Origin of the sequence: Variovorax sp. PDC80 (genome assembly GCF_900115375.1) — a bacterium.
GTDB lineage: Bacteria > Pseudomonadota > Gammaproteobacteria > Burkholderiales > Burkholderiaceae_C > Variovorax.
In genome coordinates this window covers 316,989-340,561 of record NZ_FOWG01000007.1, presented here as the reverse complement: position 1 = coordinate 340,561, position 23,573 = coordinate 316,989, and the positions used below count along the sequence as shown (strand labels likewise).

The following is a 23,573-nucleotide window of genomic DNA, read 5'->3' as shown; positions in this document are numbered from 1 at the left end:
ATGGTGCCATGGCGCGGCGGGGGCGATTCCGCCTGGCGCGCGGCCGGCGCGGCGCGGCGAGGGCCCGCGAAGCGGCGCGCATCCGATGCGAACTTTTCACTTCGGCGTCAGTGTGCGGTCAGTCGTCCTATGTCATGCATCTGCCACCGGGAGGTCATACGACCCCCGCATGATCCGCCCCGCGCCCGCCGGCCCCTTCGCAGGGGCGGCGGGCGTTTCGTCACCTTTTTCGCGGATCTTTTTTCATGATTTTTTCCCTTCCTCGCACTGCGCGCGCGACCTCGACGATCGCCGTCGCCGCAGCGGTGCTGCTGCTGTCCGCCTGCGGCGGCAGCGACAACCAGAACGCCGGCTTCTTCCCGCTGCCGCCCTCGGGCTCCAACCCCGGCCAGACCACGCCCCCGCCGGCCGAATCCGCGCCGCCGGTGCAGGTCGCGTTCATGCCCGACATCCACTTCCACGACGTCTACGCCAACTTCAAGGACGGTTCGTTCCCCGGCGTGTTCAATCAGAAGTCGGGCCGCAACGCGACGATCCGCCTGATGCATGCGCAGATGACCTCGACGCGCCTGTTCAACGAGAACTACTTCGCCTTCATCACCGCGCTCGACGACGCGGTGGCGCGCGGCGTGAAGCTGATCGCGCTGCCCGGCGACTTCTCGGACGACGGACAACCGGTGCACATGCGCGGCCTGAAGAAGGTGCTGGACGACTATGCGAACAAGCACGGCATCCAGTTCTTCGCGGCCCCCGGCAACCACGACCCGAACAAGCCGCTCGAGCGCGCGGGCGGCAAGGCCGATTACCTGGGCATCGACCCCACGACCAACCGCGTCGGCGCGCCCCAGCCGATCTACAGCCGCGGCGGCAACGGCGACTGCGCGGCGTCCAACTACAGCGGCGAATGGGCCAAGGTCAACAGCAGCTACTGCACCGAGGAAGTCAAGGAACAGGGCTACGCGGGCATCACCGAGGCGCTCGACCAGCACGGCCTGATGCCCAAGGCCGGCTACCGCTATTTCGAGACGCCCTACAGCAGCTACAGCTACCAGAACTACGACTTCGCGAAGGCGAAGGAACAGGCGGCCTGGAGCAAGCGCACCTTCGAGATCTGCGCGCAGGGCGCGGGCGGCACCTACAAGAAGGACGGCTACACCTTCTGCCATGACGTGCCCGACACCAGCTACCTGGTCGAGCCGGTCGAAGGCCTGTGGCTCGTGGGCATCGATGCCAACGTCTACGTGCCCACCGGCACCGGCCCCAACGACTTCAACGGCTCGGGCGACGCCGGCTACAACAAGATGCTGACCCACAAGCCGCACGTGATCGCGTGGCTCAAGGACGTGGTGGCACGCGGCAAGAAGCAGGGCAAGCAGGTCGTGGCCTTCAGCCACTTCCCGATGAGCGAGTTCTTCAACGGCGCCTCCGACGACATCATCGCGCTGCTCGGCGCGGGCAAGATGCAGATGGTGCGCCGTCCCGCCGAGGACGTGACCAAGGCACTGGCCGACACCGGCCTGCAGGTGCACGTGGGCGGCCACATGCACTTCAACGACACCGCCGTGCGCAACTACGACGACGGCCATGGCCTGGTGAACATCCAGGCACCGTCGATGGCCGCCTACGTGCCGGCCTACAAGCTGCTGACCTTCAAGGACGCGACGCACATCGACGTGCAGACCGTGCGCCTGGACAACGTGGCGCGCTTCGACGAGCTGTTCGACCTCTACCGCGAGGAACACCGCTTCTTCACCGACTTCCCGGGCCGGCTGCCGGGCGGCAGCAACGGCGTGCTGTGGGACCGGACCGTGCTCGACGCGAAGAGCTACGGCGAGTTCAGCACGCGCTACATGTCGGAGCTGGTGCGCCTGCGGCTGCTCAACGACGACTGGCGCTGCGAGATGCGCGAGCTGGTGAAGAGCCCGATCTACGGCTCCGACCTGCTGGTGCTGTCGCAGCTGCAGACCAAGGTCACGCTCAAGCAACTGGGCAACACCGGCAACCGCGGCCTGCTGAGCAGCGCCTTCTTCTCGTGCCTGGGCGACGCCGGCGGCGACGGCAGCGCGCAGCAGGCGGCCTATGCCAAGGACTACGCGGATGCGGAAGCCAGGGCGCGCGCGCTCGCGGGTGCCAACGGCATGCGGCTGGAGGACTTCAACCAGTGGAAGGCGATCGACCTGGCTGGCGACTTCGTGCGCCTGGCCAATGCCGGCGACCTCGCGTTCACCGACATCCCGGCCGACCGCGCGCGCCAGTACAAGCTGATCGCCCAGGCCCTCGAAGGCACCAACACCGCGCTGACGCTCAACGGCAGCCAGCAGGTGATGAACGACAACCCGGCCCATGCGGTGTTCCAGGCGCGCTTCAAGCCGCTGATGCAGATCCTGCTGAAGCTCGCCCGCGGCGCGCCGACGCAGCATTTCGTGATCGATCTGCAGACCAACAAGCTGACCGACATGACGTCGGCACCGGCGCCCTTCTGAATCGCAGCGAAGACCCAGACATGACATCGAAGAACAACATCCAGCGCCGCGGCCTGCTGCTCGGCGCGGGCGGCGCGCTGCTGGCCGGTTGCGGCGGCGGCGGAAGCAGTGGCGGCTTCCCCTTCGTGCCGGCACCCGCGCCGGCCCCGGCTCCCGCACCGGCACCCGCGCCGGTGGCAGAACCCGAGGTCACCGCCCCCACGCTGACCGGCCGCGCCGTGCTGCCGGCCGACAGCTACGTGGCCGGCCCGACCTCGGGCCAGTTCATCTCGGGCGGCGACTACACGCGCGCCAAGGACACCTATGGCTACACCCTGCCCTTCCAGGGCAAGCAGCCAATGCAGGGCTTCTCGGCGCTGGTGCCCAGCGGCATGCCGGGCGTCTTCTACGCGATGCAGGACAACGGCTTCGGCGGCCGCGCCGCCTCGCCCGATGCCCTGCTGCACATCTACGCGGTGAAGTTCGACTGGGCCAAGGGCCAGGTGATCCCGGCCAACTTCCAGACCGGCGAGACGCTCGCGTCCTTCAGCGAGCAGAGCTACATCCGCCTGAGCGACCCCTATCGCAACCTCGGCTATCCGGCCGTGGCCGACATGGTCAACTATCCCGGCGCCTCGGTGTCGCCGGCCGGCCAGACGCTGGCCGTGGACCCGGCGATCGTCTCGGGCCGCCTGCTGACCGGCTACGACATCGACCCCGAGTCGCTGCAGGTCGATGCGCAGGGCAACTTCTGGATCGGCGACGAGTTCGGTCCCTTCCTGCTGAAGTTCGACCGCCAGGGCCGGCTGGTCGCACGCGAGGTGCAGATGCCCAACCTCGCGAAGATCGGCGGCAATCCGCTGGTGCAGACGCCGAACAACCCGTACATCCAGTCGAACACCTCGGTGGCCAACCTCGGCGGTTCGGGCGGCCTGGAAAGCATGGCGATCAACGCCAGCCGCACCAAGCTCTATGCGATGTACGAGAAGGAGATGAACGGCGACAACGCGCAACGCCGCATCATCAGCGTGTTCGACCTGGCCTCGCAGAACTTCGAGCCGCGCGTCTACGCCTACAAGGTCAGCACCGGCCAGCGCATCAACGGCGACGGCAACCTCGAGACCGAGGTCTACAGCGTCAACGACATGGTCGCGATCAACGACACCGAGTTCCTCGTGGTCGAGAAGGACAGCGGCGCGGGCGATGTGCGCAGCGGCAAGTTCCCGGCCTCGGGCACCTGGCGCAACGCGGCGCGCTTCAAGCGCGTCTACAGGATCGACCTCGCGCAGGTCGACAGCAGCGGTTACCTCAAGAAGGAGGAGATCGTCGACCTGATGGCGCTGAGGGACCCGAAGGGCCTGGGCGGCGATGCCACCATCGACGGCGTCTTCGCGTTCCCGATGGAGTGCGTGGAGGTGGTGACGATCGCCGACGCGCAGACGCTGATGCTGGTGAACGACAACAACTACCCCGGCGGCTCGCCCTCGCGCCTGCCGAACAAGGTGGACGGCAACGAGTTCATCCGCATCCGGCTGCCGAAGCCGCTGGCGCTGCCGCCCGCGAAGGCTTGAGCGCGCGCGGCGCGGGGATCGCGATGCGCCGCAGCGCCACGGCCGACACCACGGCCAGGGCCGCGATCCCCACGGCCGCCACGGCGGACGACACGCCGAGCCCGGCCACGAAGGCGTGCCGGGCCTCGTCGAGCAGGCCCGCGGGCAGGCTTTGCGCGAGCGAGGTCGCGGTCCAGAGGCCCTCTTCCACCGCGCGGGCGGCCTGTTCGGGCAACCCGCGCGGCAGGTGCTCGGCGACGCCTGCGCGATAGACCACGGTCGTCAGGCTGCCGAAGATCGCCACGCCGAGTGCGACGCCGAGTTCCTGCACCGTTTCCGACAACGCCGAGGCCGAGCCCGCATGGGCGGCCGGCGCCGCGCCGATCACGAGGTCGGTGCCCAGCGCGGCCAGCGTTCCCAGTCCCAGGTAGATCAGCGAATAGCCGGCCACCGCCCAGCCCAGGCCCTGCGTTGCCGGCAGCACGGGCAGCAGCGCGAGCAGGCCATGGCCCAGCGCCGACAGCGCGAGCGACGCGGCCATCACGAAACCCGGGCGCACGCGCCGCGCGACCAGCGGCGCGCCGATGCCGGCCACCAGCATCGCGAGCGCGGGCGGCGCCATCCACAGGCCGGCCGTCACCGGCGGCAGGCCGATCACGAGCTGCAGGTACTGCGTGACCAGCAGCAACGCGCCGCCGACGCCGGTCAGCCCGACCAGCAGCACACCGAGTGCGACGCTGAAGCTGCGGTCGGCGAACAGCCCGATGTCGAGCAGCGGATTCGCGAGTCTGCGCTGGCGCCGCACGAACGCGATCGCGCAGGCGATGCCGAGCAGCAGCGCCAGCGTGGTGGCAATGCCCCAGCCGCTCTTCGCGCTCTGCTTGACCACGTAGACCAGCGGCAGGATCGCCGCCAGCGACAGCGCGACGCTCGCGAGGTCGAGGCGCGCGCGTTCCGGTGCCCGGTATTCGGGCAGCAGCAGCGGCCCGCCGATCCACAGCAGCAGCACCACGGGAATCGCCACCAGGAAGGCCGAGCCCCACCAGAAGTGCGCGAGCAGCAGGCCGCCGACCAGCGGCCCCGCGGCCATGCCGAAGGCGAACATGGTGGCCCACACGCCGATCGCCAGCGCGCGCTGGCGCGCATCGAGGAACATGTTGCGGATCAGCGCCAGCGTGGAGGGCATCAGCGCCGCGCCCGCGATGCCGAGCAGGGCCCGCGCGGCGATCAGCAGGTTGGCGCTGGGCGCGAACGCGGCCAGCACCGAGGTGACGGCGAAGGCCGCGGCGCCGATCAGCAACAGGCGGCGGCGCCCGATCGCATCGCCCAGCGCGCCCATCGTGACCAGGAAGCCCGCGATCATGAAGCCGTAGGCATCCATGATCCACAGCGCCTGCGTGGCGCTGGGCTGCAGGTCCTCGGCCAGCTTGGGCAGCGCGAGGTAGAGCAGCGTCACGTCGAGCCCGAGCAGCATCGTGGGCAGCGCGAGCATGGCGAGGCCGGCCCATTGGGCCAGGCCCGCGCGCGCCGGCGGCGTTGTCGCAACGCTGTTGCCGTTGTGCTTCTTGAGACCGAAAGCCATGCGAGCCACTCCTGAATGATGAAGGAGCGATCATTCTGGGAACGGAGCGGCAACAGGACAATATTTCCTCTCATGCTATTACTGGCAGCAATACGAAGCGCGGTGCGCCATGGCGTCTAGATCGCTCGACCGCACGCGCACCGAACTCTCGGCCTTCCTGCGCGCCCATCGCGAGCGGCTCGCGCCCGCGGACGTGGGCCTGCCCAGCGGCGGACGGCGCCGCACGCCGGGCCTGCGCCGCGAGGAGGTGGCGGCGCTCGCGGGCGTGGGCATCACCTGGTACACATGGTTCGAACAGGGCCGCGAGATCGGTGTCTCGGAAGCCTTCCTGCTGCGCATCGGCAAGATCCTGCGGCTCGACGATGCCGAGTGCTGCCACCTGTTTCTGCTCGCGCAGCAGCGGCCGCCCTCGGCCGAGGCCCATCACTGGCCGAGCATCCCTCCGCTGGTGCAACGCCTGATGGACGAGCTGGTCGCGCGCCCCGCCTACGTCACCAACCTGCGCTGGGACGTGGTCGCGTGGAATGCCGCGGCCGACCGGTTGTTCGGCTTCTCGGGCCGGGAGCCCGCGCAGCGCAACTTCCTGCGCCTGGCCTTCGCCGATCCCGAGCTGCGCCGGCGCTTGCCGGACTGGAAGGAGGATGCGCCGCGCCTGCTGGCCGCGTTTCGCCGCGAGCTCGCGGTCGCGCCCGACGATCCCGCGATGCTGGAGCTGGTCGATCAGTTGCGGCGGCTGTCGCCCGACTTCCGGCGCTGGTGGGACACGCCGCGCGATCCGCAGCCCTCGCGCGGCATCTCGGCCCTGCTGGCCGAGGGCCGGCGCGTGGCCTTCGAACACGAGGCGCTGACGGTGGACGAGTACCGCCACCTGCGCATGGTGGTGTACTTCGAGGACGGCGCCGGGCCGCTCAGCGAGAGCTCGTTGCCGGCCGCGCGGGAATCCACGCCACCAGCGGCGCCAGCCAGCGCGGTCGCCAGCTCAGCGTGAAGGTCACGGCGAGCGCGGCACCCGCGAGCGCCATGAACCAGACCAGCGAGGCCATCGAGACATGGTCGACGCGCAGGCACAGCAGCAACGACACCACCAGGCAGGCGGCACCCAGCACGCGCAACACGCGCGCCATGCGCACCGGGTAGGCCGTGCCGGGGCGCGCCTGCTCCCAGTGCACGTCCATCGACAGCGCGAACAGGCCCGCGCCCACGAGGTTGGCGGCCAGCGCGGCCGCGAGCATCAGGGCCTCAGACACGGGCCACCGCCGATCCGTTCGACGCCGACACGGTGGTAACGGCAGTCGCGGCGGCACGGCGCCGCAGCCTGCGCGCGGCCACCACGGCCAGCGAGACCGCCGCGAGCACCGACAGGTCGACGCCCGCCACCGGCCAGTAGCCGCTGCCGATGGTGCGCAGCAGGTGGTCGCCCGTGGTGATCCAGTTCAGCAGCACCGCGGCCACGCCCAGCAGCGCCACGGCCCAGCACTGTTCGGCCCAGGCCGGTGCGAGACGGCCCTGCGCCGTGGGCGCGGTGCGCCACAGGCCATGGAGCAGCGAGACCAGCCAGGCGCCCGCGAAGACACCGATCTCCCAGTTGCCGCGCAGCGGCAGCTCGGCCGGCAGCAGGCGGTTGGCGACCAGCATGGAGAAGGTCGCGATCAGCAGGCCCGGCACCGTCGCGACCGCGAAGGCATCGACCCAGCGCGCGCCCTGCAGGCCCTGCTTCGCATGCTGGCGCTTGCGCTTCTCGACGAAGAAGATGAAGCCGGTGGCGATGCAGGCGCAGCCGGCCAGCCCGCCCAGCACGTAGAACCAGCGCAGCAGCCAGTGCCTGAAGTGCTGCAGGTGCAGCCCGGTCAGGAAGTCCTTGATGCCCGCGACCACCGTGGGCGCCGGATCCTCGCGGATCACTTCGCCGGTCGCGCCGTTGAAGTGGATGCCCTCGCCCGTGAGCGTGACCCGGTCGGTGCCCGCGCGGTAGACGCTGACGTAGGCGTTGGCATCGTTCACGTGCTGCACGTTGAGCATGCCGACCTCGCCCGCCATGCCGCGGCTGGCCCAGCGGCGCTGGGCCTCGGCCACCATCGCGTCGACCGAGGCCAGCGTGCCCGGCGTGCCCGCGCGGTCGTGCGGCAGGCCGGTCTCCTGGGCCTCGAGCTTCTCGTGCAGTTCGTGCAGCGGCTCGAGCTGGGTGTGGCTGACAGGGAAATAGACGCCCGCGAACACCACCAGCCCCGACAGCGCGAAGATGAAATGGAAGGGCAGCGCGACCACGCCCGTGAGGTTGTGCAGGTCGAGCGCGCTGCGCTGCACGTGCTTGGCCGGACGGAAGGTGAACAGCTCGCGGAAGATCTTGCGGTGCATCACCACGCCGCTCACCAGCGCGATCAGCATCACCAGCGCCGCGAAGCCGACGATCCAGGTGCCGAGGTTCAGCCAGTTGATGTGCAGGCTGTAGTGCAGCGGATAGAAGAAGTCGCTGCCGATCTTCAGGCGGTCTTCCGACAGCGTCTTGCCGGTGCGCGGGTCGATGGTGGCGTAGCCCCAGACCGCGTCTTCGGGGTCCTTGGCATTGGGCAGGATGAAGCCCGAATAGATGCTCAGCACCGGGTCGCGGTGCGTGGTGTAGGCCAGCCACTGCTTGGGCTCGAAGCTCGTCGCCATCGGGCCGTTCACGCGCGAGCGCGCCTGCTCGATGTTGGCGGGGGCGGGCTTCACCTCCTTGAACAGCGGCAGCAGCACCTGGTCGAACGAGGGCATGCGCTGCGGCTCGAAGCGCGTCTCGGGGATCGCCCAGCGGTCGATCTCGCGGTCGAACACCGACAGCGAGCCGAAGAAGAACACGACCATCAGCACGAAGCCGAGCACCAGCCCGAACCAGGTGTGGAGCCAGGCCATCGAGAGGCGGAAGTTCTGGAACACGGAAGTCTCTCCTCGCGGGAATGGTTCGGGTCGGGTCGGGTCAGAGCAGCGCCCGCTGCACCAGGGAAGCCGCCGCCGTCATCGACAGGCCGCCGCCGGCCAGCACCAGCCACACGCGCTTGATGTTGGCGGCCGAGAACGCCCAGAGGAACGCGACCAGGAACACCAGGAAGGCCAGCATGCTGGCGAGCGACTCCGCGTCGTGGAACGGCATGCCCGCGGCGAACAGCAACCCAATGCCGAGCGCGACGAAGCCCCAAGAGAACGCATAGCCGCCGAGCACGGCGGCGCCGATGCGGGAGACGATCTGCAGGGCGGGGACAGCGTTCTGGGCCATGGCTTTCTTCGACGGGATGGATGACGGCGGCAGGCGTGATGCCTTGCCGATGCCAGCCTCGTTTCAGTGGGCCCGCATGCGCGGCTGTTCGAGGCAATTGATAGTCGTTCTCATTCTATCAAGCAGGTTCGGGCGGGCCCGATCTCGTCACGATCCGAAGGGCATTCGATTCGAAGCGGCAGTCAAGGGGTCTGCTGCGCCGCGTGCTTGACGCGCAGGATCTCGACGATGCGCGCTTCGCGCAGCACGCGATAGAACACGATGTAGTTCCGGTGCACGACCAGCTCGCGCACGTGGCTCGGCAGACCGGGCCTTCCACTTCGGCCGAGTTCGGGGTGTTGCGCAAGGGGCAGGGTCTTGTCGCGCAACTCCTGGCCGAAGCTGCGTGCCCGCGCCGGGTTGTCCTTGCCGATGTAGCGAACGATGGCACGCAGATCGTCGACCGCCTTCGGCCGCCACTCGATGCGGCAAGGCGTCATGCGCGTTTCTTCGCGGCGGGCTTTCGTCCGGCCGTCGGGGCCGCGATGTCGGCCTCGATGAGGGCCATCACTTCATCGTGCGAAAGATTCGGCCGGGGGTCGTCGACGGCCTCCTGGATTTCCGCTGCCAGCCACTCGTTGTAGGCAGCGGCTTCGTGCGCCTTGCGCAGGGCCTGCGCACGGTTGTCGGTGGAACGCTCCACGGGCTCGCGCTCGGCCGGATTCCACTCGCTGGCATCGAACTGCCCGACGGTGATGCCCAGGTCGCGCAGCACGCTCAGTGCGGTGGCCGGATTTCCGAAGCGGCGCGGCTCGGTGCTGCGGGCCTTCGCCAGAACGGCGCCGTCGCCGTTGCGCGTGGCGATCTGGACGAGAAACGCGCCCCCCTGCCCTTTGAGCGTCACGCTCGAAACACCGCCGGCTTCGGAGGCCGTGCGGAGTTGCTCCAGGGTCATGCTCTGCATGGTGCCTCCTTGCAGTCAAACAACGTCCATTGTGCAAGACTTGTTGAAATCGTGCAAATCGCGGCGCCGGTTCGAGGCCCCCGTCACATCTTCAATTGCGTCAGCGCCCAGGCCACCATCGCCAGCTGTGCGACGTTCACCAGCATCCCCGCGATGTGCAGCTTGCGGAACGCGACGATCGAGGCGTCGACGCCCGGGATCGTGCCGCGCAGCGCGTCCATGCGCGGGATGATGATCCAGCCCCGCAGGGCGAAGGCGAGCCCTCCGATGACTGCGGCCCCGAATGCGAAGACGAGCTTGCCCGACCAGACATAGCTGAGCGCCGCGGCGCTCGCCGTCAGGATCACCGCCACGTAGTAGACGTTGAACAGGCCCCGGATGAAGCGTCCGTCCAGCGGCGTGTCGTGCTTGAGCACGAGCAAGGGCAACGAGCCCATCATGAAGAAGCCCATCCAGACCAGCAGGACGACGGTGGCAGCGAGCGCGACGACGATAGGGAGCATCGGGATCCTCCGCGACCTCGCGGCGCTTGCCGGGGCCGAGGCGGACTGTAGCCGTTCATGCAGACATTGCGAAGGTGCTTCGGCGGGCCACCGCGTTGGGTGCGATCGCCGTCTCAGAAGCCCTTGGGTTGGCTCCTGGCTTCCAGAATGGCCGACTGCAGCTTTCGCTTCACGACCCCATCCTGCAGGTCGAGCCGCCCGCGCCGCGGATACCTCGGCGTCTTTCCGGGCACAGGGGCGAACCAGACGTCATCGAAGGGCAGGCGATGATGGTTGACCAGATCGAACTTGGTTGCCTTGGTCAGGCCCGTCTTTTCGCTGGCCTCGATGACGAACTCTCCCGGATACACCATCGAGGTGTTCTGGGAAGTGGCATAAGCGACCACCACCACCGAGCCGCTCGGGTCATCGTTCGCCTCTTCGATCTGGAGCACCAATGCCGGACGGTTCTTGGGACCGGGAACTCCCACCTGCTGCGGAAAGCAGCATTCGACGATGTCCCCGAGCCGCGGCCGGGGTTTCCAGTAGAGCCCGCTCACAGCAGCGAGTCGATGACCTTGCCTTTTTTCTTCGGCTCGGCCTGCGCGATGGCCTGATGCTGCGTCTTCGTGAGCGGAACCAGACGCTCTCTGTCCTGTTCGATGAAGACTTCGTCTCGCAGCCTGGCAAGGGCGTACAAGACCGTCTGGGTTTCGTTGAAGCCCAACTTCTTGGCCAGCGCCCGCAATGCATCTCTCGACACAGTGGTCAGCGTGTCATCCTTGAAGTTCAGCTTCAGCGATTGTTGGTTGGTGGTGGCGGGCATGGGGCCTCCGAGATGGGTACAGGATGCATATTTTATATGCATCGAATAGGCATCTCAAGGCTGCTGCCATACGCTCAAGCCGTCATCCCCCATCCACGTTGTAAACCCCACCCGTCACGAAGCTCGCCTGCGGCCCCAGCAGCCAGAACACCAGGTTCGCCACCTCCTGCGCGCTCGCCGCGCGCTTGAGCGGCTGGTTCAGGAAGTGCTGCTTCAGCGCCGCCTCGGCCTGCGCCTCGGTGCGGCCGTCGACGAGGAAGGTGCTGCGCAACAGCGGCGTGTCGATCGGCCCCGGGCAGATGGCGTTGATGCGGATGCCGAGCGGCGCGAACTCGAGCGCCGCCTGCTGCGTCATGCGGATCACCGCGGCCTTCGAGGCGCCGTAGACGCCGAGCCCGGCCTCGGCGCGGCTGCTGCGCTGGCCCGACACCGAAGCGGTGTTGACCATGGTGCCGCCGCCCTGGTCGCGCATCGCGCGCGCCACGGCCTGCATGCCGAGCAGCACGCCGCGCACATTGACCGCGAAGATGCACTCGAAGTCCTGCATGCGGAAGTCGAGCAGCGAGGACTGCGGGCCGACGATGGCGGCGTTGTTGTGGAACAGGTCGATGCGGCCGAACTTGCGCAGTGCCGTGTCGACGTAGCGCTGCACATCCGCCTCCTGCGCGACATCGGCCGCGACGCCGATCGCGTCGCGCGCATCGAGCCCCTCGAGCGCGCGGTCCAGCGCGGCCTCGTCGCGGTCGACGATGGCGACACGCGCGCCGGCCTCGAGCAATTGGCGCGCGAGCGCCAGCCCCACGCCGCTGGCACCGCCGGTGACGACCGCCACTTGGCCCTCGAACACGGGCGCGCTCATTGCAGCGTGACCTCCAGCGCGCTCGGCGCGCGAAACACGAAGGTATGCAGGTGCGTCGCGCGGTCGGGCTCGACCAGCCGCATGCGCGGGAAGCGCTTGGCGAACTCCTCGAACACGATCTTCATCTCGAGCCGTGCGAGCGGCGCACCCAGGCAGAAGTGCACGCCGTTGCCGAAGGTGAGCTGCTTGCGCGCATTCGCGCGACGGATATCGAAGCGCTGCGGGTTCTCGAACACCTCCTCGTCGCGGTTGGCCGAGGCGAAGGACAGCACGATCGGCGCGCCCTTCGGGATCGTCACGCCGCGGAACTCCACGTCCTCGAGCGCGATGCGGCGCCAGCCGATCACGGCGCCGGCATAGCGCATGCCCTCCTCCACGGTGTTGGCCGCGAGCGAGGGATCGGCGCACAGCGCCTCCCACTGCTCGCGGTTCTCGAGCAGGCTGCGGAAGGTGTTGGTGAGCTGGTTGGTGGTGGTCTCGTGGCCCGCGAAGGCAACGCCGAAGGTGTGGGTGATGATTTCGGGAATGGTCATCACGGCGTCGTCGCCATTGCGGATCGCGAGCATGCGGCTGGTGAAGTCGTCCTGCGGATGCTTCTCGCGCTCGCGGACCATCTCGGTGCAGTACTGCCAGAACGCCACCATGTTGCGCGCGCCCTCGAGCTGCTCGGCATGGGTGGCGGGGCTGAAGTCGATCACGCTGCGTGCGCCGGCCCAGTGCTTGACGCTCGGAATGTCCGAATCGGGAATGCCCAGCACCTTGAACACCACCTGCGCCGGCAGCTCGTAGTTGACCTCGCGCAGCAGGTCGACGGCATCCTTGCCCTCGACGCGGTCGATGGCCTCGTTCACGAGCCGGCGGATGTGGCCGTCGAGCTTGACGAACTCGCGCAGGTTCAGCACCTGTCCTGTCACGCCGCGGATGCGCTTGTGCACCGCGCCGTCGAGGCTCGAGTGGCTGCCGGTCTGCGCATAGCCGCCCTCCTTCAGGATCGCCTGCGCATCGGGATGCATCGGCGTCACGGGCCGCGTGGTGTTCTGCGACGAGAAGCGCGCGCCGTCGTGCAGCACGCTGTAGACGTCGGCATGCCTGGTCAGCACCCAGTAGCCGATCTCCTCGCACCAGAACACGGGCTCGTCGCGCCGCTGGGTCTCGAAGGCCGCATGCAGCTCGGGGCTGAAGTAGGGCTTGAAGTCGGCGGACGGCGAAGTCCCCGCATGAAAGGGGCAACCGGCAATGGCATTCATCGGGAAGTCTCCTGGCGTGGGTTGTCTTGGAAGAGGAAGCGTCAGCGCATCAACATGCCGCCGTTGACGTCGATCGTGGCGCCCGTCACGAAGCCGGCACCGGGCGACACGAGGTAGGACACCGCGGCCGCGATCTCCTCGGGCGTGCCGATGCGGCCCAGCGGCACGGCCGCGGTGCCGAGGTACTTCTGGCCGCGCTGCGCCTCGGGCACGGTCTGCTGCAGCATCGGCGTGTCGATCGGTCCCGGCGCCACGGTGTTGACGGTGATGCCCAGCGCGGCGGCCTCGCGCGCCACCACCTTCGCCAGCGCGAGCACCGCGCCCTTCGAGGCGCTGTAGGCCGCGCCGCTCTGCATGCCGCCCATCTGCCCCGCGAGCGAGGCGACGGTGACGATGCGGCCATGCTCGATGGCCTGGCCGCCGCAGCGGCGCAGCATCTCGCGCACGCAGAGGAAGGTGCCGAGCGCATTCACGCGCAGCACGGTGTCCCACTCCTGCAGCGTGATGTCGACCGTGGGCAGCCGCCCCGGCGCGGGCTGCGCGCTGAGGATGCCCGCGAAGCAGGCCAGCACGGCCACGCTGCCGAGCTTCTCCTGCACCGTGTCGAAGGCGGCGCGCACGCTGTCCTCGTCGGCCACGTTGCAGCCCAGGCCGATGTGGCCCTGGCCCGGCAGAGCGGCGGCGGCGCGCTCGGCGGCCTCCGCATGCAGGTCGGCCACGGCGACGGTCAGGCCGTCCTCGGCCAGCCGCCGGGCGCTGGCCAGCCCCAGCCCGCCAGCGGCGCCGGTGATGAGTGCGATGCGCATGAGAAGACTCCTGGGATTCAGCGGTCTGGATGGGCGTCGGCCCAGCACTGCACCAGCGGTTCGCTGATGTAGGCGCTCGTGGTCTGGCCCCCGTCGACCGCCAGCACCTGGCCCGTGACGTAGCCCGCGTCGTCGCTGCAGAGGAAGGCGGCCGCGCCGGCCACCTCCTCGGGCAGGCCGGGCCGGCCCATCGGCGTGGTGCCGACGATAGTGGCCTGGAAGCGCGCGGTATTCAGCCGCCCTGCGGTCTGCGGCGTGGCGATGATGCCGGGCGCGATCGCGTTGACGCGGATGCCCTGGTCGGCATAGTCGGCCGCGAGGTTGCGCGTGAGGCCGATCACGCCGGCCTTGGCCATCGAGTACACGGCCTGCCGGCGGTAGCCCACCAGCCCCAGCGTGGACGCGATGTTGAGCACCACGCCGCGCGCCGCGATCAGCGCCGGGAAGGCCGCGCGCGTGACCATGAAGGTGGCCTTCTGGTTGATGTCGGCGAACCTGCGGTAGTCGTCGTCGGTGGTCTCGTGGAACGGCGGGCAGTTGCCCAGGCCCGCGTTGTTGACCAGCACGCGCAGGTCGCCGAAGCGCTCCATGCATTCGTCGACGATGGCCTGCGGCGCGCCATCGGCCGTGACGTCGGCGGCGAAGACCTGCAGGTGCTCGTCGCGCGGCAGTTGCGCGAGCCCCTCGGCGTTGATGTCGACCGCGAGCACGCGCGCGCCCTCGGCATGCAGGCGCAGCGCGATGGCGCGGCCGATGCCCGAGGCCGCGGCGGTCACGATGGCGGCCCGGCCGTCGAAGCGTTTCATACAACTTCCCACACTTCGTAGATCGGCCCGTCGCTCTCGCGCGTACCGGTACCAATGGCGATGCGGTCGTTGAGCCACTCTAGGTTTGGTACAGCCGTTTCGAACTGCACCGCGACGCGGAAGTAGTCCTCTCCGCGCGCGATCGGCTCACGATTCACGATCTTGCGCATGATCTCGCGAGTGGGCCCGTTGCGACGTCCGTTGTAGGTCATGTAAATGAGTCCGCCGCCCTCGGCCTCGAGCACCAGCCGCACGTCGAGGTGCAGGCCGCCATCCGGCCGCTCGAGCACCACGTCGGCGCCGCCAGGCAGCACCCGGCCGCGCAGCCGTTCTCCCTCAAAACTGCCGCCGCTCACGCACATCACGCGCCGCGTGTAGCCAAGTGGCACGGCTCCGATGAGCTGGGGCGGTGCAGTGACCTCAGCCTTGATCTTGAAAAGCGGACGCAATTCGATCATGGTCGTGCCCACAAACCACTCACTCGCCGGCCTTCTCGCCGTGGCCGCCGCCGTAGCGCTTGCGCACGTCCTGGATCAGTTCCAGCAGCGCCTCGGGCACGTCGCGGCCCTCCGCCTTGGCCTTGCGCTTGCAGTCCTCCCACAGCTTGAGGTCGGCATAGCCCTTGTCGGTGTGGCGGTTCCATTCCTTGTCCAGCGGCGTGGTGATCTCGAGGCGCACGCCGGCCGGGTCGTGGAAATAGATCGACAGGATCAGCCCCTTGTGGTCGGTCGGCCCGATCACCTCCACGCCCTGCGAGGTCAGCCACTCGTACCACTTCGTCACCTCGGCGCGATCCTTCGCCTGCAGCGCGATGTGGTTGAAGATGTCGTAGGCCGGATGGCTGGACTTCGAGGGCGCGGGCACGCCCGGTGCCTCGAAGAAGGCCAGCGTGGAGCCGTCGCCCATGCGGAAGAAGATGTGGAAGTAGGGAATCGCGTCGCCGGTCGAGGGCACGCTGTCGTCGAGCACCGTGCTCGCGAGCTCCATGCCCATGATGCGGGTGTAGAAGTCGGTGGTGGCCGCCGCGTCGGGCGTGACCCAGGCCGCATGGTTCAGCATCATCGGCGTGAGGCCGGGGTTCGGGGTCAGCGGGGCCTTGGGCTTGGTGCTGAGATCGGGTGCAGTGGCTTGCATGAAGCGTTTCTCCGTGTTGATGTCGGCTCTTGGAACTGGTTCTTACAGCTGAGGGTCGGCGATGCGAACGGCGATGCCGTCGAGCGCCTCGCTCATGACGATCTGGCACGACAGCCGGCTGCCCGCTTCGCGCGGCGCGGCCGTGTAGTCGAGCATCTGGTTCTCGGTGTCGACCGCGGGCGGCAGCCTGTCGATGAAGGCCGCGTCGACGATCACGTGGCAGGTGGCGCAGCTCATGACGCCGCCGCAGTCGCCGACGATGCCTTGCAGGTCGTGGCTGGTGGCGGCCAGCATCAGGCTCTGGCCGTCGGCGACCTCGAGCTCGGTGCGCTGGCCGTCGGGATGGATGTAAATGGCACGGGGCATGGAAGGACTTTCTCTCAGGCGGCCGTTCGCGTCAGTCCCCTCGACGGGGACGTGGGGCCTCGCCACCGCGCAGGCGGCGCAGCACATTGCGCACCAGCCCCACGAAGCCCTGCGGCATCAGGAACATGCACAGGATCAGGAAGCCCGCGAAGATCGCCGAGGGCGCCGACTTCGAGATCTGGTCGGCGACGTTCGGTATGAACTGGATGAAGGCCGCGCCCACCAGCGCGCCCGAGATGGTGCCGAGCCCGCCCACCACCACGCCCACGAGGAAGAACACCGACACGAACATGCCGAAGCTGTCGGGCGCCACGAAGGCGGTGGCGATGGCGCCGAGCGAGCCGGCCACGCCAGTGTAGAGCGCGCTGATGCCGAAGGTCATGGCCTTCACGTGCGGCACGTTGACGCCCATCGCGGCCGCCGCGGTCGGCTGCTCGCGGATCGCGATGGTGGCGCGGCCCAGCCGGCCGCGCAGCATGTTCCAGGCGCAGACGAACATCAGCGCCGCGATCGCGAGCACCACGAGGTAGAGCCACTGGTCGGCCGACAGCTGCAGGCCGAAGGGCGCCTCGGGCTTCGTCAGCACGATGCCCTGCACGCCGCCGGTCCAGGGCTCGAGCGCCTTGTGCTTGAGCAGCTGCGGCGTGGCCAGCGCGAGCGCGAAGGTGGCGAGCGCGAGGTAGTGGCCCTTGAGCCGCAGCGCCGGCCAGCCGAACAGGAAGCCGAAGCCGAAGCACACCGCGGCCGACACCGGCAGGGTGGCCCACCAGGCGACGCCGCCGTGCTCCATCAGCACCGCGGTGACATAGGCACCGAGCGCGTACAGCGCGCCATGGCCCAGCGAGAGCTGTCCGTTGTAGCCCACCAGCATGTTGAGGCCGAGCACGCCGATGGCGGTGATCAGCGTCATGGTGACGAGGAAGAGGCGGTAGTCCGACAGCGCGAAGGGCAGCGCGAGCGATGCGATGGCCAGCAGCGCGAAGGCGGCGATGCGCCAGGGCGAGCGCGCGGGCGCGGCATCGGCGGCCAGGGCCGGTGCCTGGTCGGGAATGAAGGGCAGGGCCGACATCGTCAGACCCTCGCCACCAGCTTGCGGCCGAACAGGCCCGAGGGCCGCACCAGCAGCACGGCCACGATCAGCACCAGGGCCAGCGTGAGCTTGAGCTCGGTGCCCACGAGGTAGGTGCCCGCGAGGTTCTCGACCACGCCCACGATCAGGCCCCCGACCACCGCGCCCCAGGGGTTGTCGATGCCGCCGAGCAGCGCCGCCGCGAAGGCGTAGATCAGCACGCCGCCCATCATGTTGGGCTCGAGGAAGACCACGGGCGCCACCATCAGCCCGGCCACCGCGCCGATCAGCGCCGACAGGCCCCAGCCCAGCGAGAGCATCAGCGACACCGGGATGCCCGCGAGGCGCGAGGACACCGGGTTCTCGGCCGAGGCGCGCATCGCGAGCCCGACCTTGGTGAAGCGCAGGAAGACATAGAGCAGCGCCATCACCAGCAGCACCACCGCCACCGTGCCGAGCTCGTGGCCCGAGATCAGCATGCTGCCGCCGGGCAGCTTGTCGGGGAACGGACTCGGGAACGGTTCGAGCTGGTGGCCGAAGATCCAGCCGGCCAGCGAGTTGATGCCGACGAACAGGCCGATGAAGACCACGATCACCGACAGCTCGGGCACGTCGCCCAGCGGCCGCAGCACCAGCCGCTCGATGGCGAAGCCGGCCACGAAGCCGAAGGCCAGCGTGGCGAGCGCGGCGGCCCAGTACGGCAGGCCCCACTTCAGCAGCAGGAAGGCGATGAAGGTGGAGAACATCGCCATCTCGCCCTGCGCGAAATTGATGTGGTGGGTGGACTGGTAGATCATCACCAGCGCCAGGCCGAGGCAGGCGTAGATGCCGCCCATGGCGATGCCGGAGGCGATCTGTTGCAGCAGGCTGTACATGGGATGGGTCCTTGTCAGAAGCCGAGGTAGGAGCGGCGGATCTGCGCGTCGTCGCGCAGCTGCTTCGCGGTGCCCGAGATGACGGTGCGGCCGGTCTCGAGCAGCCAGGCGTGGTCGGCGATCTCGAGCGCGCGCGCCACGTTCTGCTCGACCAGCAGGATGCCCACGCCCTCCTCGCGATTGACCACGCGCATGATCTCGAAGATCTCGCGGATCACCAGCGGCGCGAGGCCGAACGAGGGCTCGTCCATCAGCAAGAGGCGCGGGCGCTGCATCAGCGCGCGGCTGATCGCCAGCATCTGCTGCTCGCCGCCCGAGAGCGTGCCGGCCTGCTGCCCGCGCCGCTCGCGCAGCCGCGGGAAGTAGCCGAACATGCGCGCCATGTCCTGCTCGACCTCGGCCTTGCCGCGGCGCAGGTAGGCGCCCACGCGCAGGTTCTCCTCCACCGTCATGTTGACCAGCGTGCCGCGGCCGTCGGGCACGTGCGCGATGCCCAGCGCCGCGGTCTTCTCGGTGCTGTGGCCATCGATGCGCTGGCCCGCGAGGCGGATCTCGCCGGTGCGCCGCACCAGGCCGCTCAGCGCGCGCAGCGTCGTGGTCTTGCCCGCGCCGTTGGCGCCGAGGATGGTGGTGATGCCGCCCTCGGCGACCTCGAAGTCGATGCCCTCGAGCACGCGCGTGGGGCCGTAGAAGGCCTCGAGGTTCTTCACCTCCAGCAGCGCGGCCATCAGGCGGTCTCCGTGCCGAGGTAGGCGCGCACCACTTCCGGGTCGGCCTGCACCTGCGCGGGCGGTCCGTCGGCGATCTTGCGGCCGAAGTTCATCGCCACCACCTGGTCGGACACCCGCATCACCAGGTTCAGGTGATGCTCGACCAGCAGCACGGTCACGTGGAAGCGCTCGCGCACGTCGAGGATCAGCTGGCGCAGCCCGTCGACCTCCTCGTGGTTGAGGCCGGCCGCGGGCTCGTCGAGCAGCAGCAGCTTGGGATCGGCCACCAGCGCGCGCGCCATCTCCACGCGCTTGCGGGTGCCGAACGAGAGGTTCTTCACCGGCGTCTCGGCCAGCGCCGAGAGGTCGAGCAGGGCCAGCAGCCGCTCGGTGCGCTCGCGCACCTCGGCCTCCTCGCGCCGCACCGAAGGCAGGCGGAAGGCATTGGCGAGGTAGCCCGTGCCGGTACGGCAATGGCGGCCCACCATCACGTTCTCGCGCACCGTCATCGCGGGGAAGAGCGCCACGTTCTGGAAGGTGCGGCCGATGCCCGCCGCCGCGATCGCGTGCTGCGGCTGCGCGAGCAGGTCGACACCATCGAACACGATAGCTCCCGCGGCCGGCGTGTAGATGCGGCTCAGGCAGTTGAACAGCGTGGTCTTGCCGGCCCCGTTGGGACCGATCAGCCCGCAGATCTGGCCGCGGCGCACCTCGAAGGAGATGCCGTCGAGCGCCACGATGCCGCCGAAGCGCACGCCGAGGCCGCTGACGCGCAGCAGCACGTCGTCGGCGGCGGCGGTGGTGGAGGCGGAGGGGGTTGTCATGGCGGGCAGTATTCGCCGCGCATCGCGGGCCCGTCAGTCCCCTGCCCGTGGTACAGGCCGCGCTGTCCCTTGCCACGGGGACAGACGCCGCGCGACGCGGCTGCCACATTCGCCGCACTCCCCTCTTCCCACTCCTCATTCACTCATTCCCTCGTGGAGGCACAGCCATGGACTACGGACTGCAGGACCGCGTGATCCTCGTCACCGGCGGCGGCAGCGGCATCGGTCGCGCGATCGGCATCGAGGCCGCGCGCGGCGGCGCGCGCATCGCCGTCGTCGACGCGGTGGCCGAGCGCGCCACGAGCGTGGCGGCCGAGCTGCGCGAACTCGGCGCGCAAGCCGTCGCGCGGACGCTCGACGTGCGCGATGCCGCCGCCTGCGAAGCCGCGGTGGCGCGCATCGAAGAACAGCTCGGCGCCATCGACGGCATGGTGGCCTGCGCCGGCATCTCGCCGCCGGCGCCCGCCCACACCATGCCCGACGAGCTCTGGACCCGCTGCCTCGACGTCAACCTCACGGGCATGTTCCGCTCGCTGCAGCCCGTGGGCCGGCGCATGCTCGAACGCCGGCGCGGCGCGATCGTCACCGTGGCCTCGATCGACGGCCTCGGCGGCCATGCGGGCCGCGCGCACTACAGCGCCTCGAAGCATGGCGTGATCGGCCTCACGCGCGCGCTCGCCATCGAGTGGGGCCGCTTCGGCGTGCGCGTGAATGCGCTCGCGCCGGGCGTGGTCGACACGCCGCTCGTGCAGGCCAACATCCCGCCCGACCACCTGCAGTACGCGATGGTCGACCGCAACCCGCTGGGCCGCCTGTGCCGGGCCGAGGAGCAGGCCGGCCCCGCGCTGTTCCTGCTATCCGACGCCGCGAGCTACGTCACCGGCTCGGTGATGACCGTCGACGGCGGCAGCGCCGCGGGCTTCTTCACGCGCTGGAACGGCGCCGACCTCGGCTCGCGCGCGCTGCTCGAGGCGGGCGCCTACGGCGCGCCCGACTGAACCGGACTCTTTGCACCACTCCCTGAAGGACAACCACCCATGAAGAACCTCTTCGACCTGCGCGGCGAGCGCATCCTGATCACCGGCGCCGGCGGCGCCATCGGCGGCGCCACCGCGCGCGTGTGCGCCGCGCTCGGTGCCGAGCTGTTCCTCGCCGACCTGAAGGCGCCGACCGAGCTGGCCGATGAGCTGAAGGCACGCGCCGCCGCGCTCGACAACACGAAGCGCGACGACGTCAATGCACTGCTGCAGGACATCGGCGAGATCGACGCGCTGATCGACACCAGCGGCTATTACGTCAAGGGCGACTGGCTCGATGGCGGCGACGAATGGGAGCAGCTGTTCGAGCGCACCATGGCCGTGAACGTGAAGGGCCCGGTCAACCTGTTGCGCGCGGCCCTGCCCGCGATGATGAAGCGCGGCAGCGGCCGCATCGTGCTGACCAGCTCGATGGCCGCGCGCAACGCGGGCTCGACGCTGGCGGTGGAGCCGGCCTACGCGGCCTCGAAGGGCGGGCTGTCGGCGCTGGTGCGCTACTTCGCGCGCCAGGCCGCGGCCTCGGGCGTGGTGGTCAACGGCGTGGCGCCGGGGCCGATCTTCACGCCGCTGCTGGTGTCGGCGAACCAGCCCTTCACCGTCGACCAGTACCCGATGAAGCGCCTGGGCCAGCCCGAGGAGATCGGCTGGCCCGCCGCCTTCCTGGCCTCGCGCGGCGCCAGCTTCACCACCGGCGCAGTGCTCGACGTCAACGGCGGCATGTGCTTCTCCTGAGCCGCGCATGACGACGCAGCCTGCGACGCCCACCGCGCTCGACGGCCTGTGGGAGCCGGTGCGCATCGGCCCCGTGCAGGCGCTCAACCGCATCTACCTGCCCGCGCACCAGGTCAGCCTGCCGCCGCTGGCCTATGGCGCCTACCTGGCCGAACGCGCGCGCGGCGGCGTCGGCCTGATCGTCACGCACGGTTTCCATGTGCATCCGGCCAGCGCGCGCGCCGGCGTGTCGCCGTGGGAGCCCGGCTGGGCCGATGCGGTACGAGCCTTCGTCACCCCAAGCAAGCGGCTCGGCGTGCCGGTGATCGTGCAGGTCACGCACATGGGTGCCAGCGGCACGCGCCGCACCGACGACATCGCGCACTGGGGCGCCGTGCTCGCGCCTTCGCAGCTGGCCTCGCCGGTGCACCGTGCGATGCCGCAGCCGATGGAGGAGGACGACATCCGCGCGGTGATCGAAGGCTTCGCCGCGACCTGCGCCAACGTGAAGGCCGGTGGCGGCGACGGCGTGGAGATTCACGGCTCGCACGGCTACCTGCTGAGCAACTTCCTCTCGCCGTACTGGAACCGGCGCGATGACGAATGGGGCGGCGACACCGAGCGCCGCACCCGGCTCGCGCTGGAGATCGGCCGCGCGGTGCGCGCGCGCTGCGGCAGCGATTTCGCGATCGGCATCAAGCTGAGCCTCGACGAATACCTCGGCGAGGCCGGCACCACGCCCGAGGAAACGCTGCGCGTGGTCGCGCTGCTCGAAGCCGAGCGCCTGTTCGACTACGTGTGCCTCTCGCACACCGACTACCACCAGAACCACCGGCTGGTGCCGCCGCAGTCGAGCGGCGAGACCGCGCCGCTGGCCGCCAACGCCGCGCGCGTGCGCGAGGCGCTGCGCGGGCGCATCCCGCTGCTGATCCAGGGTTCGGTGCGCGACATCGCCACGGCCGCACGGATCGTCGCGCACGGACAGTCCGACATGGTCGGCCTGGTGCGCGCCCAGATCGCCGACCCCGAGATCGTGCGCAAGGCGAAAGAGGGCCGCGCCGACCAGACCCGGCGCTGCGTCGGCGCCAACCAGGGCTGCTGGCGACGGCTGGGGCAGAACGTGAGCTGCACCGTGAACCCCGAGGCGGGCCGCGAACTGCAGTTCGGCGCGGCGCTGCCGCGTCCCGCCGCCACGCCGCGCACGCTGCTCGTGATCGGTGGCGGCCCGGGCGGCCTTAAGTTCGCGGACAGCGCGGCCGCGCGCGGCCATCGCGTCACCCTGTGGGAACGCACGGACCGGCTCGGCGGCCAGATCCGCCGCGCCGGCCTGCTGCCCGACTACGCCTCTTGGAACTTCCTGGTCGACGACCTCGAGGCCTCGCTGCGCCGGCGCGGCGTGGAGATCGTGCTGCGCCGCGAGGCCACGGCCGACGCGGTGGCCGCCTTCGGCGCCGACGAGGTCGTGGTGGCTACCGGCGCGCGCTGGCAGCGCGGCGGCCGCTCGATGTTCCGCACTGACCGCGACGCGATCCCGGGCGCGGAACTGCCACACGTGACGGACGCGCTCTCGGCGCTCGACGACCTGCCCGCCTGCGGACGCCGCGTGCTGATCGTCGACGACAACGGCGACTACCTGCCGCTGGGCCTGGCCCGGCTGCTGAGCGCCGCGGGCCGCGAGGTCACGGTGGTCGGCGCCGACGCGCTGCTCGGCCGCAAGCTCGAGCCCACGCTCGACTGGCCCTGGCTGATGCCGCGCGTGGCCGCGGCCGGCGTGGCGCTGCGCGCCTCGACCACGGTCGAGCGCATCGAGCCGGGCCGCGTGGTGCTGCGCAGCACGCTGGGTGGCGCGAGCGAGACGCTGGCGGCCGACACGGTCGTGCTGTCGATGCTGCGCGAGAGCGAGGACGGGCTGTACCACCAGCTGAGGTCACGCGGCCTCGCGGTGCGCCGCATCGGCGACTGCGTGGCGCCGCGCGAGGTGGACGATGCGGTGCTCGAGGGCTTCAGGGAGGCGCAGGCGATCGGCTGAGGCCG

The 23,573-nt window shown here is 69.7% G+C and carries 26 protein-coding genes; 6 read left to right on the top strand and 20 right to left on the bottom strand.

Annotated elements, in window-relative coordinates; translation table 11 throughout:
• The first annotated feature begins 245 nt into the window (after positions 1-245).
• Together BM109_RS21725 and BM109_RS21720 are read left to right on the top strand one after the other, a co-directional pair.
• Positions 246-2,483, top strand: coding sequence for a metallophosphoesterase (locus BM109_RS21725; RefSeq protein WP_093346943.1), 2,238 nt, complete (start codon positions 246-248; stop codon positions 2,481-2,483).
• A 20-nt stretch (positions 2,484-2,503) separates the two neighbouring features.
• A complete protein-coding gene (locus tag BM109_RS21720) occupies positions 2,504-4,033 on the top strand; it encodes an esterase-like activity of phytase family protein (RefSeq protein WP_093346939.1) in 1,530 nt (509 codons plus the stop codon).
• On the opposite strand, the gene BM109_RS21715 is transcribed toward BM109_RS21720, so the two are convergent.
• Entirely contained in the window at positions 3,981-5,594 is a 1,614-nt protein-coding gene (locus BM109_RS21715; RefSeq protein WP_218159405.1) for an MFS transporter, read from the bottom strand. The two genes, BM109_RS21720 and BM109_RS21715, sit on opposite strands and share 53 nt — an antisense overlap.
• Before the next feature lie 109 nt (positions 5,595-5,703).
• On the opposite strand from BM109_RS21715, the gene BM109_RS21710 reads away from it, so the two are divergent.
• The gene (locus tag BM109_RS21710; RefSeq protein WP_093346936.1) at positions 5,704-6,582 is read left to right on the top strand and encodes a helix-turn-helix transcriptional regulator; all 879 of its coding nucleotides are present in this window, start codon (positions 5,704-5,706) and stop codon (positions 6,580-6,582) included.
• Here the strand turns inward: BM109_RS21710 and BM109_RS21705 are convergent.
• From BM109_RS21705 to BM109_RS21620, 19 genes are all read right to left on the bottom strand, one after another.
• On the bottom strand, positions 6,503-6,841 hold the full coding sequence (locus BM109_RS21705) for a DUF3325 domain-containing protein (protein WP_256222701.1): 339 nt from the start codon (positions 6,839-6,841) through the stop codon (positions 6,503-6,505). The genes BM109_RS21710 and BM109_RS21705 overlap by 80 nt on opposite strands.
• Positions 6,834-8,507: a PepSY-associated TM helix domain-containing protein gene (locus BM109_RS21700; protein ID WP_093346929.1), complete on the bottom strand. Its 1,674-nt coding sequence runs from the start codon at positions 8,505-8,507 to the stop codon at positions 6,834-6,836. Before BM109_RS21700 ends, BM109_RS21705 begins: the two co-directional genes overlap by 8 nt.
• 40 nt (positions 8,508-8,547) lie before the next feature.
• A complete protein-coding gene (locus BM109_RS21695) occupies positions 8,548-8,844 on the bottom strand; it encodes an iron uptake protein (protein WP_093346926.1) in 297 nt (98 codons plus the stop codon).
• A gap of 182 nt (positions 8,845-9,026) precedes the next feature.
• On the bottom strand, positions 9,027-9,323 hold the full coding sequence (locus BM109_RS21690) for a type II toxin-antitoxin system RelE/ParE family toxin (RefSeq protein ID WP_093346923.1): 297 nt from the start codon (positions 9,321-9,323) through the stop codon (positions 9,027-9,029).
• Positions 9,320-9,787 (bottom strand): antitoxin PaaA2 family protein, encoded by a 468-nt coding sequence (locus BM109_RS21685; protein WP_093346920.1) that lies wholly within the window; start codon positions 9,785-9,787, stop codon positions 9,320-9,322. The genes BM109_RS21690 and BM109_RS21685 overlap by 4 nt, the downstream gene beginning before the upstream one ends.
• Positions 9,788-9,870: 83 nt before the next feature.
• Complete coding sequence (locus tag BM109_RS21680) at positions 9,871-10,290, bottom strand: hypothetical protein (RefSeq protein WP_093346917.1); 420 nt, start codon at positions 10,288-10,290, stop codon at positions 9,871-9,873.
• 113 nt (positions 10,291-10,403) lie between these two features.
• Positions 10,404-10,829 (bottom strand): type II toxin-antitoxin system PemK/MazF family toxin, encoded by a 426-nt coding sequence (locus BM109_RS40850; RefSeq protein WP_218159404.1) that lies wholly within the window; start codon positions 10,827-10,829, stop codon positions 10,404-10,406.
• Positions 10,826-11,095, bottom strand: coding sequence for a hypothetical protein (locus tag BM109_RS40845; protein WP_143129229.1), 270 nt, complete (start codon positions 11,093-11,095; stop codon positions 10,826-10,828). Before BM109_RS40845 ends, BM109_RS40850 begins: the two co-directional genes overlap by 4 nt.
• 82 nt (positions 11,096-11,177) lie before the next feature.
• Positions 11,178-11,954, bottom strand: a complete 777-nt coding sequence (locus tag BM109_RS21670; protein WP_093346912.1) for an SDR family NAD(P)-dependent oxidoreductase — start codon at positions 11,952-11,954, stop codon at positions 11,178-11,180.
• Positions 11,951-13,201 carry a cytochrome P450 gene (locus BM109_RS21665; RefSeq protein WP_093346910.1) on the bottom strand — a complete coding sequence of 417 codons (1,251 nt, stop codon included), beginning with the start codon at positions 13,199-13,201 and terminating at the stop codon, positions 11,951-11,953. The genes BM109_RS21670 and BM109_RS21665 overlap by 4 nt, the downstream gene beginning before the upstream one ends.
• A 41-nt stretch (positions 13,202-13,242) precedes the next feature.
• Positions 13,243-14,007, bottom strand: coding sequence for an SDR family NAD(P)-dependent oxidoreductase (locus BM109_RS21660; RefSeq protein ID WP_093346908.1), 765 nt, complete (start codon positions 14,005-14,007; stop codon positions 13,243-13,245).
• 17 nt (positions 14,008-14,024) lie between these two features.
• Positions 14,025-14,813, bottom strand: a complete 789-nt coding sequence (locus BM109_RS21655) for an SDR family NAD(P)-dependent oxidoreductase (RefSeq protein WP_093346906.1) — start codon at positions 14,811-14,813, stop codon at positions 14,025-14,027.
• Positions 14,810-15,271, bottom strand: coding sequence for a DUF3237 domain-containing protein (locus BM109_RS21650; protein WP_093346903.1), 462 nt, complete (start codon positions 15,269-15,271; stop codon positions 14,810-14,812). Before BM109_RS21650 ends, BM109_RS21655 begins: the two co-directional genes overlap by 4 nt.
• 19 nt (positions 15,272-15,290) lie before the next feature.
• Positions 15,291-15,947 carry a VOC family protein gene (locus BM109_RS21645; protein ID WP_256222700.1) on the bottom strand — a complete coding sequence of 219 codons (657 nt, stop codon included), beginning with the start codon at positions 15,945-15,947 and terminating at the stop codon, positions 15,291-15,293.
• Positions 15,948-15,989: 42 nt separating this feature from the next.
• On the bottom strand, positions 15,990-16,313 hold the full coding sequence (locus BM109_RS21640) for a 2Fe-2S iron-sulfur cluster-binding protein (RefSeq protein ID WP_093346899.1): 324 nt from the start codon (positions 16,311-16,313) through the stop codon (positions 15,990-15,992).
• A gap of 31 nt (positions 16,314-16,344) precedes the next feature.
• Positions 16,345-17,382 carry a branched-chain amino acid ABC transporter permease gene (locus tag BM109_RS21635; protein WP_093346896.1) on the bottom strand — a complete coding sequence of 346 codons (1,038 nt, stop codon included), beginning with the start codon at positions 17,380-17,382 and terminating at the stop codon, positions 16,345-16,347.
• 2 nt (positions 17,383-17,384) lie between these two features.
• Complete coding sequence (locus BM109_RS21630) at positions 17,385-18,257, bottom strand: branched-chain amino acid ABC transporter permease (RefSeq protein WP_093346894.1); 873 nt, start codon at positions 18,255-18,257, stop codon at positions 17,385-17,387.
• Positions 18,258-18,271: 14 nt separating this feature from the next.
• Positions 18,272-18,985: an ABC transporter ATP-binding protein gene (locus BM109_RS21625; RefSeq protein WP_093346890.1), complete on the bottom strand. Its 714-nt coding sequence runs from the start codon at positions 18,983-18,985 to the stop codon at positions 18,272-18,274.
• Positions 18,985-19,791, bottom strand: a complete 807-nt coding sequence (locus tag BM109_RS21620) for an ABC transporter ATP-binding protein (RefSeq protein WP_093346886.1) — start codon at positions 19,789-19,791, stop codon at positions 18,985-18,987. The genes BM109_RS21625 and BM109_RS21620 overlap by 1 nt, the downstream gene beginning before the upstream one ends.
• A gap of 167 nt (positions 19,792-19,958) precedes the next feature.
• On the opposite strand from BM109_RS21620, the gene BM109_RS21615 reads away from it, so the two are divergent.
• The 3 genes from BM109_RS21615 to BM109_RS21605 are packed head-to-tail and all read left to right on the top strand — an operon-like array spanning position 19,959 to position 23,568.
• On the top strand, positions 19,959-20,789 hold the full coding sequence (locus BM109_RS21615; RefSeq protein WP_093346884.1) for an SDR family NAD(P)-dependent oxidoreductase: 831 nt from the start codon (positions 19,959-19,961) through the stop codon (positions 20,787-20,789).
• Positions 20,790-20,828: 39 nt separating this feature from the next.
• Positions 20,829-21,560: an SDR family NAD(P)-dependent oxidoreductase gene (locus BM109_RS21610; RefSeq protein ID WP_093346880.1), complete on the top strand. Its 732-nt coding sequence runs from the start codon at positions 20,829-20,831 to the stop codon at positions 21,558-21,560.
• Between the two features lie 7 nt (positions 21,561-21,567).
• The gene (locus BM109_RS21605; protein ID WP_093346877.1) at positions 21,568-23,568 is read left to right on the top strand and encodes an oxidoreductase; all 2,001 of its coding nucleotides are present in this window, start codon (positions 21,568-21,570) and stop codon (positions 23,566-23,568) included.
• The last annotated feature ends 5 nt before the right edge of the window (positions 23,569-23,573 follow it).

Excerpts from the sequence above, each read along its gene's own strand:
- BM109_RS21625 (WP_093346890.1), bottom strand. The coding sequence starts at position 18,985 with ATGGCCGCGCTGCTGGAGGTGAAGAACCTCGAGGCCTTCTACGGCCCC.
- BM109_RS21720 (WP_093346939.1), top strand. The coding sequence starts at position 2,504 with ATGACATCGAAGAACAACATCCAGCGCCGCGGCCTGCTGCTCGGCGCG.
- BM109_RS21605 (WP_093346877.1), top strand. The coding sequence starts at position 21,568 with ATGACGACGCAGCCTGCGACGCCCACCGCGCTCGACGGCCTGTGGGAG.
- BM109_RS21655 (WP_093346906.1), bottom strand. The coding sequence starts at position 14,813 with ATGAAACGCTTCGACGGCCGGGCCGCCATCGTGACCGCCGCGGCCTCG.
- BM109_RS21690 (WP_093346923.1), bottom strand. The coding sequence starts at position 9,323 with ATGACGCCTTGCCGCATCGAGTGGCGGCCGAAGGCGGTCGACGATCTG.
- BM109_RS21715 (WP_218159405.1), bottom strand. The coding sequence starts at position 5,594 with ATGGCTTTCGGTCTCAAGAAGCACAACGGCAACAGCGTTGCGACAACG.
- BM109_RS21665 (WP_093346910.1), bottom strand. The coding sequence starts at position 13,201 with ATGAATGCCATTGCCGGTTGCCCCTTTCATGCGGGGACTTCGCCGTCC.
- BM109_RS21615 (WP_093346884.1), top strand. The coding sequence starts at position 19,959 with ATGGACTACGGACTGCAGGACCGCGTGATCCTCGTCACCGGCGGCGGC.
- BM109_RS21670 (WP_093346912.1), bottom strand. The coding sequence starts at position 11,954 with ATGAGCGCGCCCGTGTTCGAGGGCCAAGTGGCGGTCGTCACCGGCGGT.
- BM109_RS21610 (WP_093346880.1), top strand. The coding sequence starts at position 20,829 with ATGAAGAACCTCTTCGACCTGCGCGGCGAGCGCATCCTGATCACCGGC.
- BM109_RS21680 (WP_093346917.1), bottom strand. The coding sequence starts at position 10,290 with ATGCTCCCTATCGTCGTCGCGCTCGCTGCCACCGTCGTCCTGCTGGTC.
- BM109_RS21650 (WP_093346903.1), bottom strand. The coding sequence starts at position 15,271 with ATGATCGAATTGCGTCCGCTTTTCAAGATCAAGGCTGAGGTCACTGCA.
- BM109_RS21710 (WP_093346936.1), top strand. The coding sequence starts at position 5,704 with ATGGCGTCTAGATCGCTCGACCGCACGCGCACCGAACTCTCGGCCTTC.
- BM109_RS21620 (WP_093346886.1), bottom strand. The coding sequence starts at position 19,791 with ATGACAACCCCCTCCGCCTCCACCACCGCCGCCGCCGACGACGTGCTG.
- BM109_RS21630 (WP_093346894.1), bottom strand. The coding sequence starts at position 18,257 with ATGTACAGCCTGCTGCAACAGATCGCCTCCGGCATCGCCATGGGCGGC.
- BM109_RS21695 (WP_093346926.1), bottom strand. The coding sequence starts at position 8,844 with ATGGCCCAGAACGCTGTCCCCGCCCTGCAGATCGTCTCCCGCATCGGC.
- BM109_RS40845 (WP_143129229.1), bottom strand. The coding sequence starts at position 11,095 with ATGCCCGCCACCACCAACCAACAATCGCTGAAGCTGAACTTCAAGGAT.
- BM109_RS21685 (WP_093346920.1), bottom strand. The coding sequence starts at position 9,787 with ATGCAGAGCATGACCCTGGAGCAACTCCGCACGGCCTCCGAAGCCGGC.
- BM109_RS21635 (WP_093346896.1), bottom strand. The coding sequence starts at position 17,382 with ATGTCGGCCCTGCCCTTCATTCCCGACCAGGCACCGGCCCTGGCCGCC.
- BM109_RS21725 (WP_093346943.1), top strand. The coding sequence starts at position 246 with ATGATTTTTTCCCTTCCTCGCACTGCGCGCGCGACCTCGACGATCGCC.
- BM109_RS21645 (WP_256222700.1), bottom strand. The coding sequence starts at position 15,947 with ATGCAAGCCACTGCACCCGATCTCAGCACCAAGCCCAAGGCCCCGCTG.
- BM109_RS21640 (WP_093346899.1), bottom strand. The coding sequence starts at position 16,313 with ATGCCCCGTGCCATTTACATCCATCCCGACGGCCAGCGCACCGAGCTC.
- BM109_RS21660 (WP_093346908.1), bottom strand. The coding sequence starts at position 14,007 with ATGCGCATCGCACTCATCACCGGCGCCGCTGGCGGGCTGGGGCTGGCC.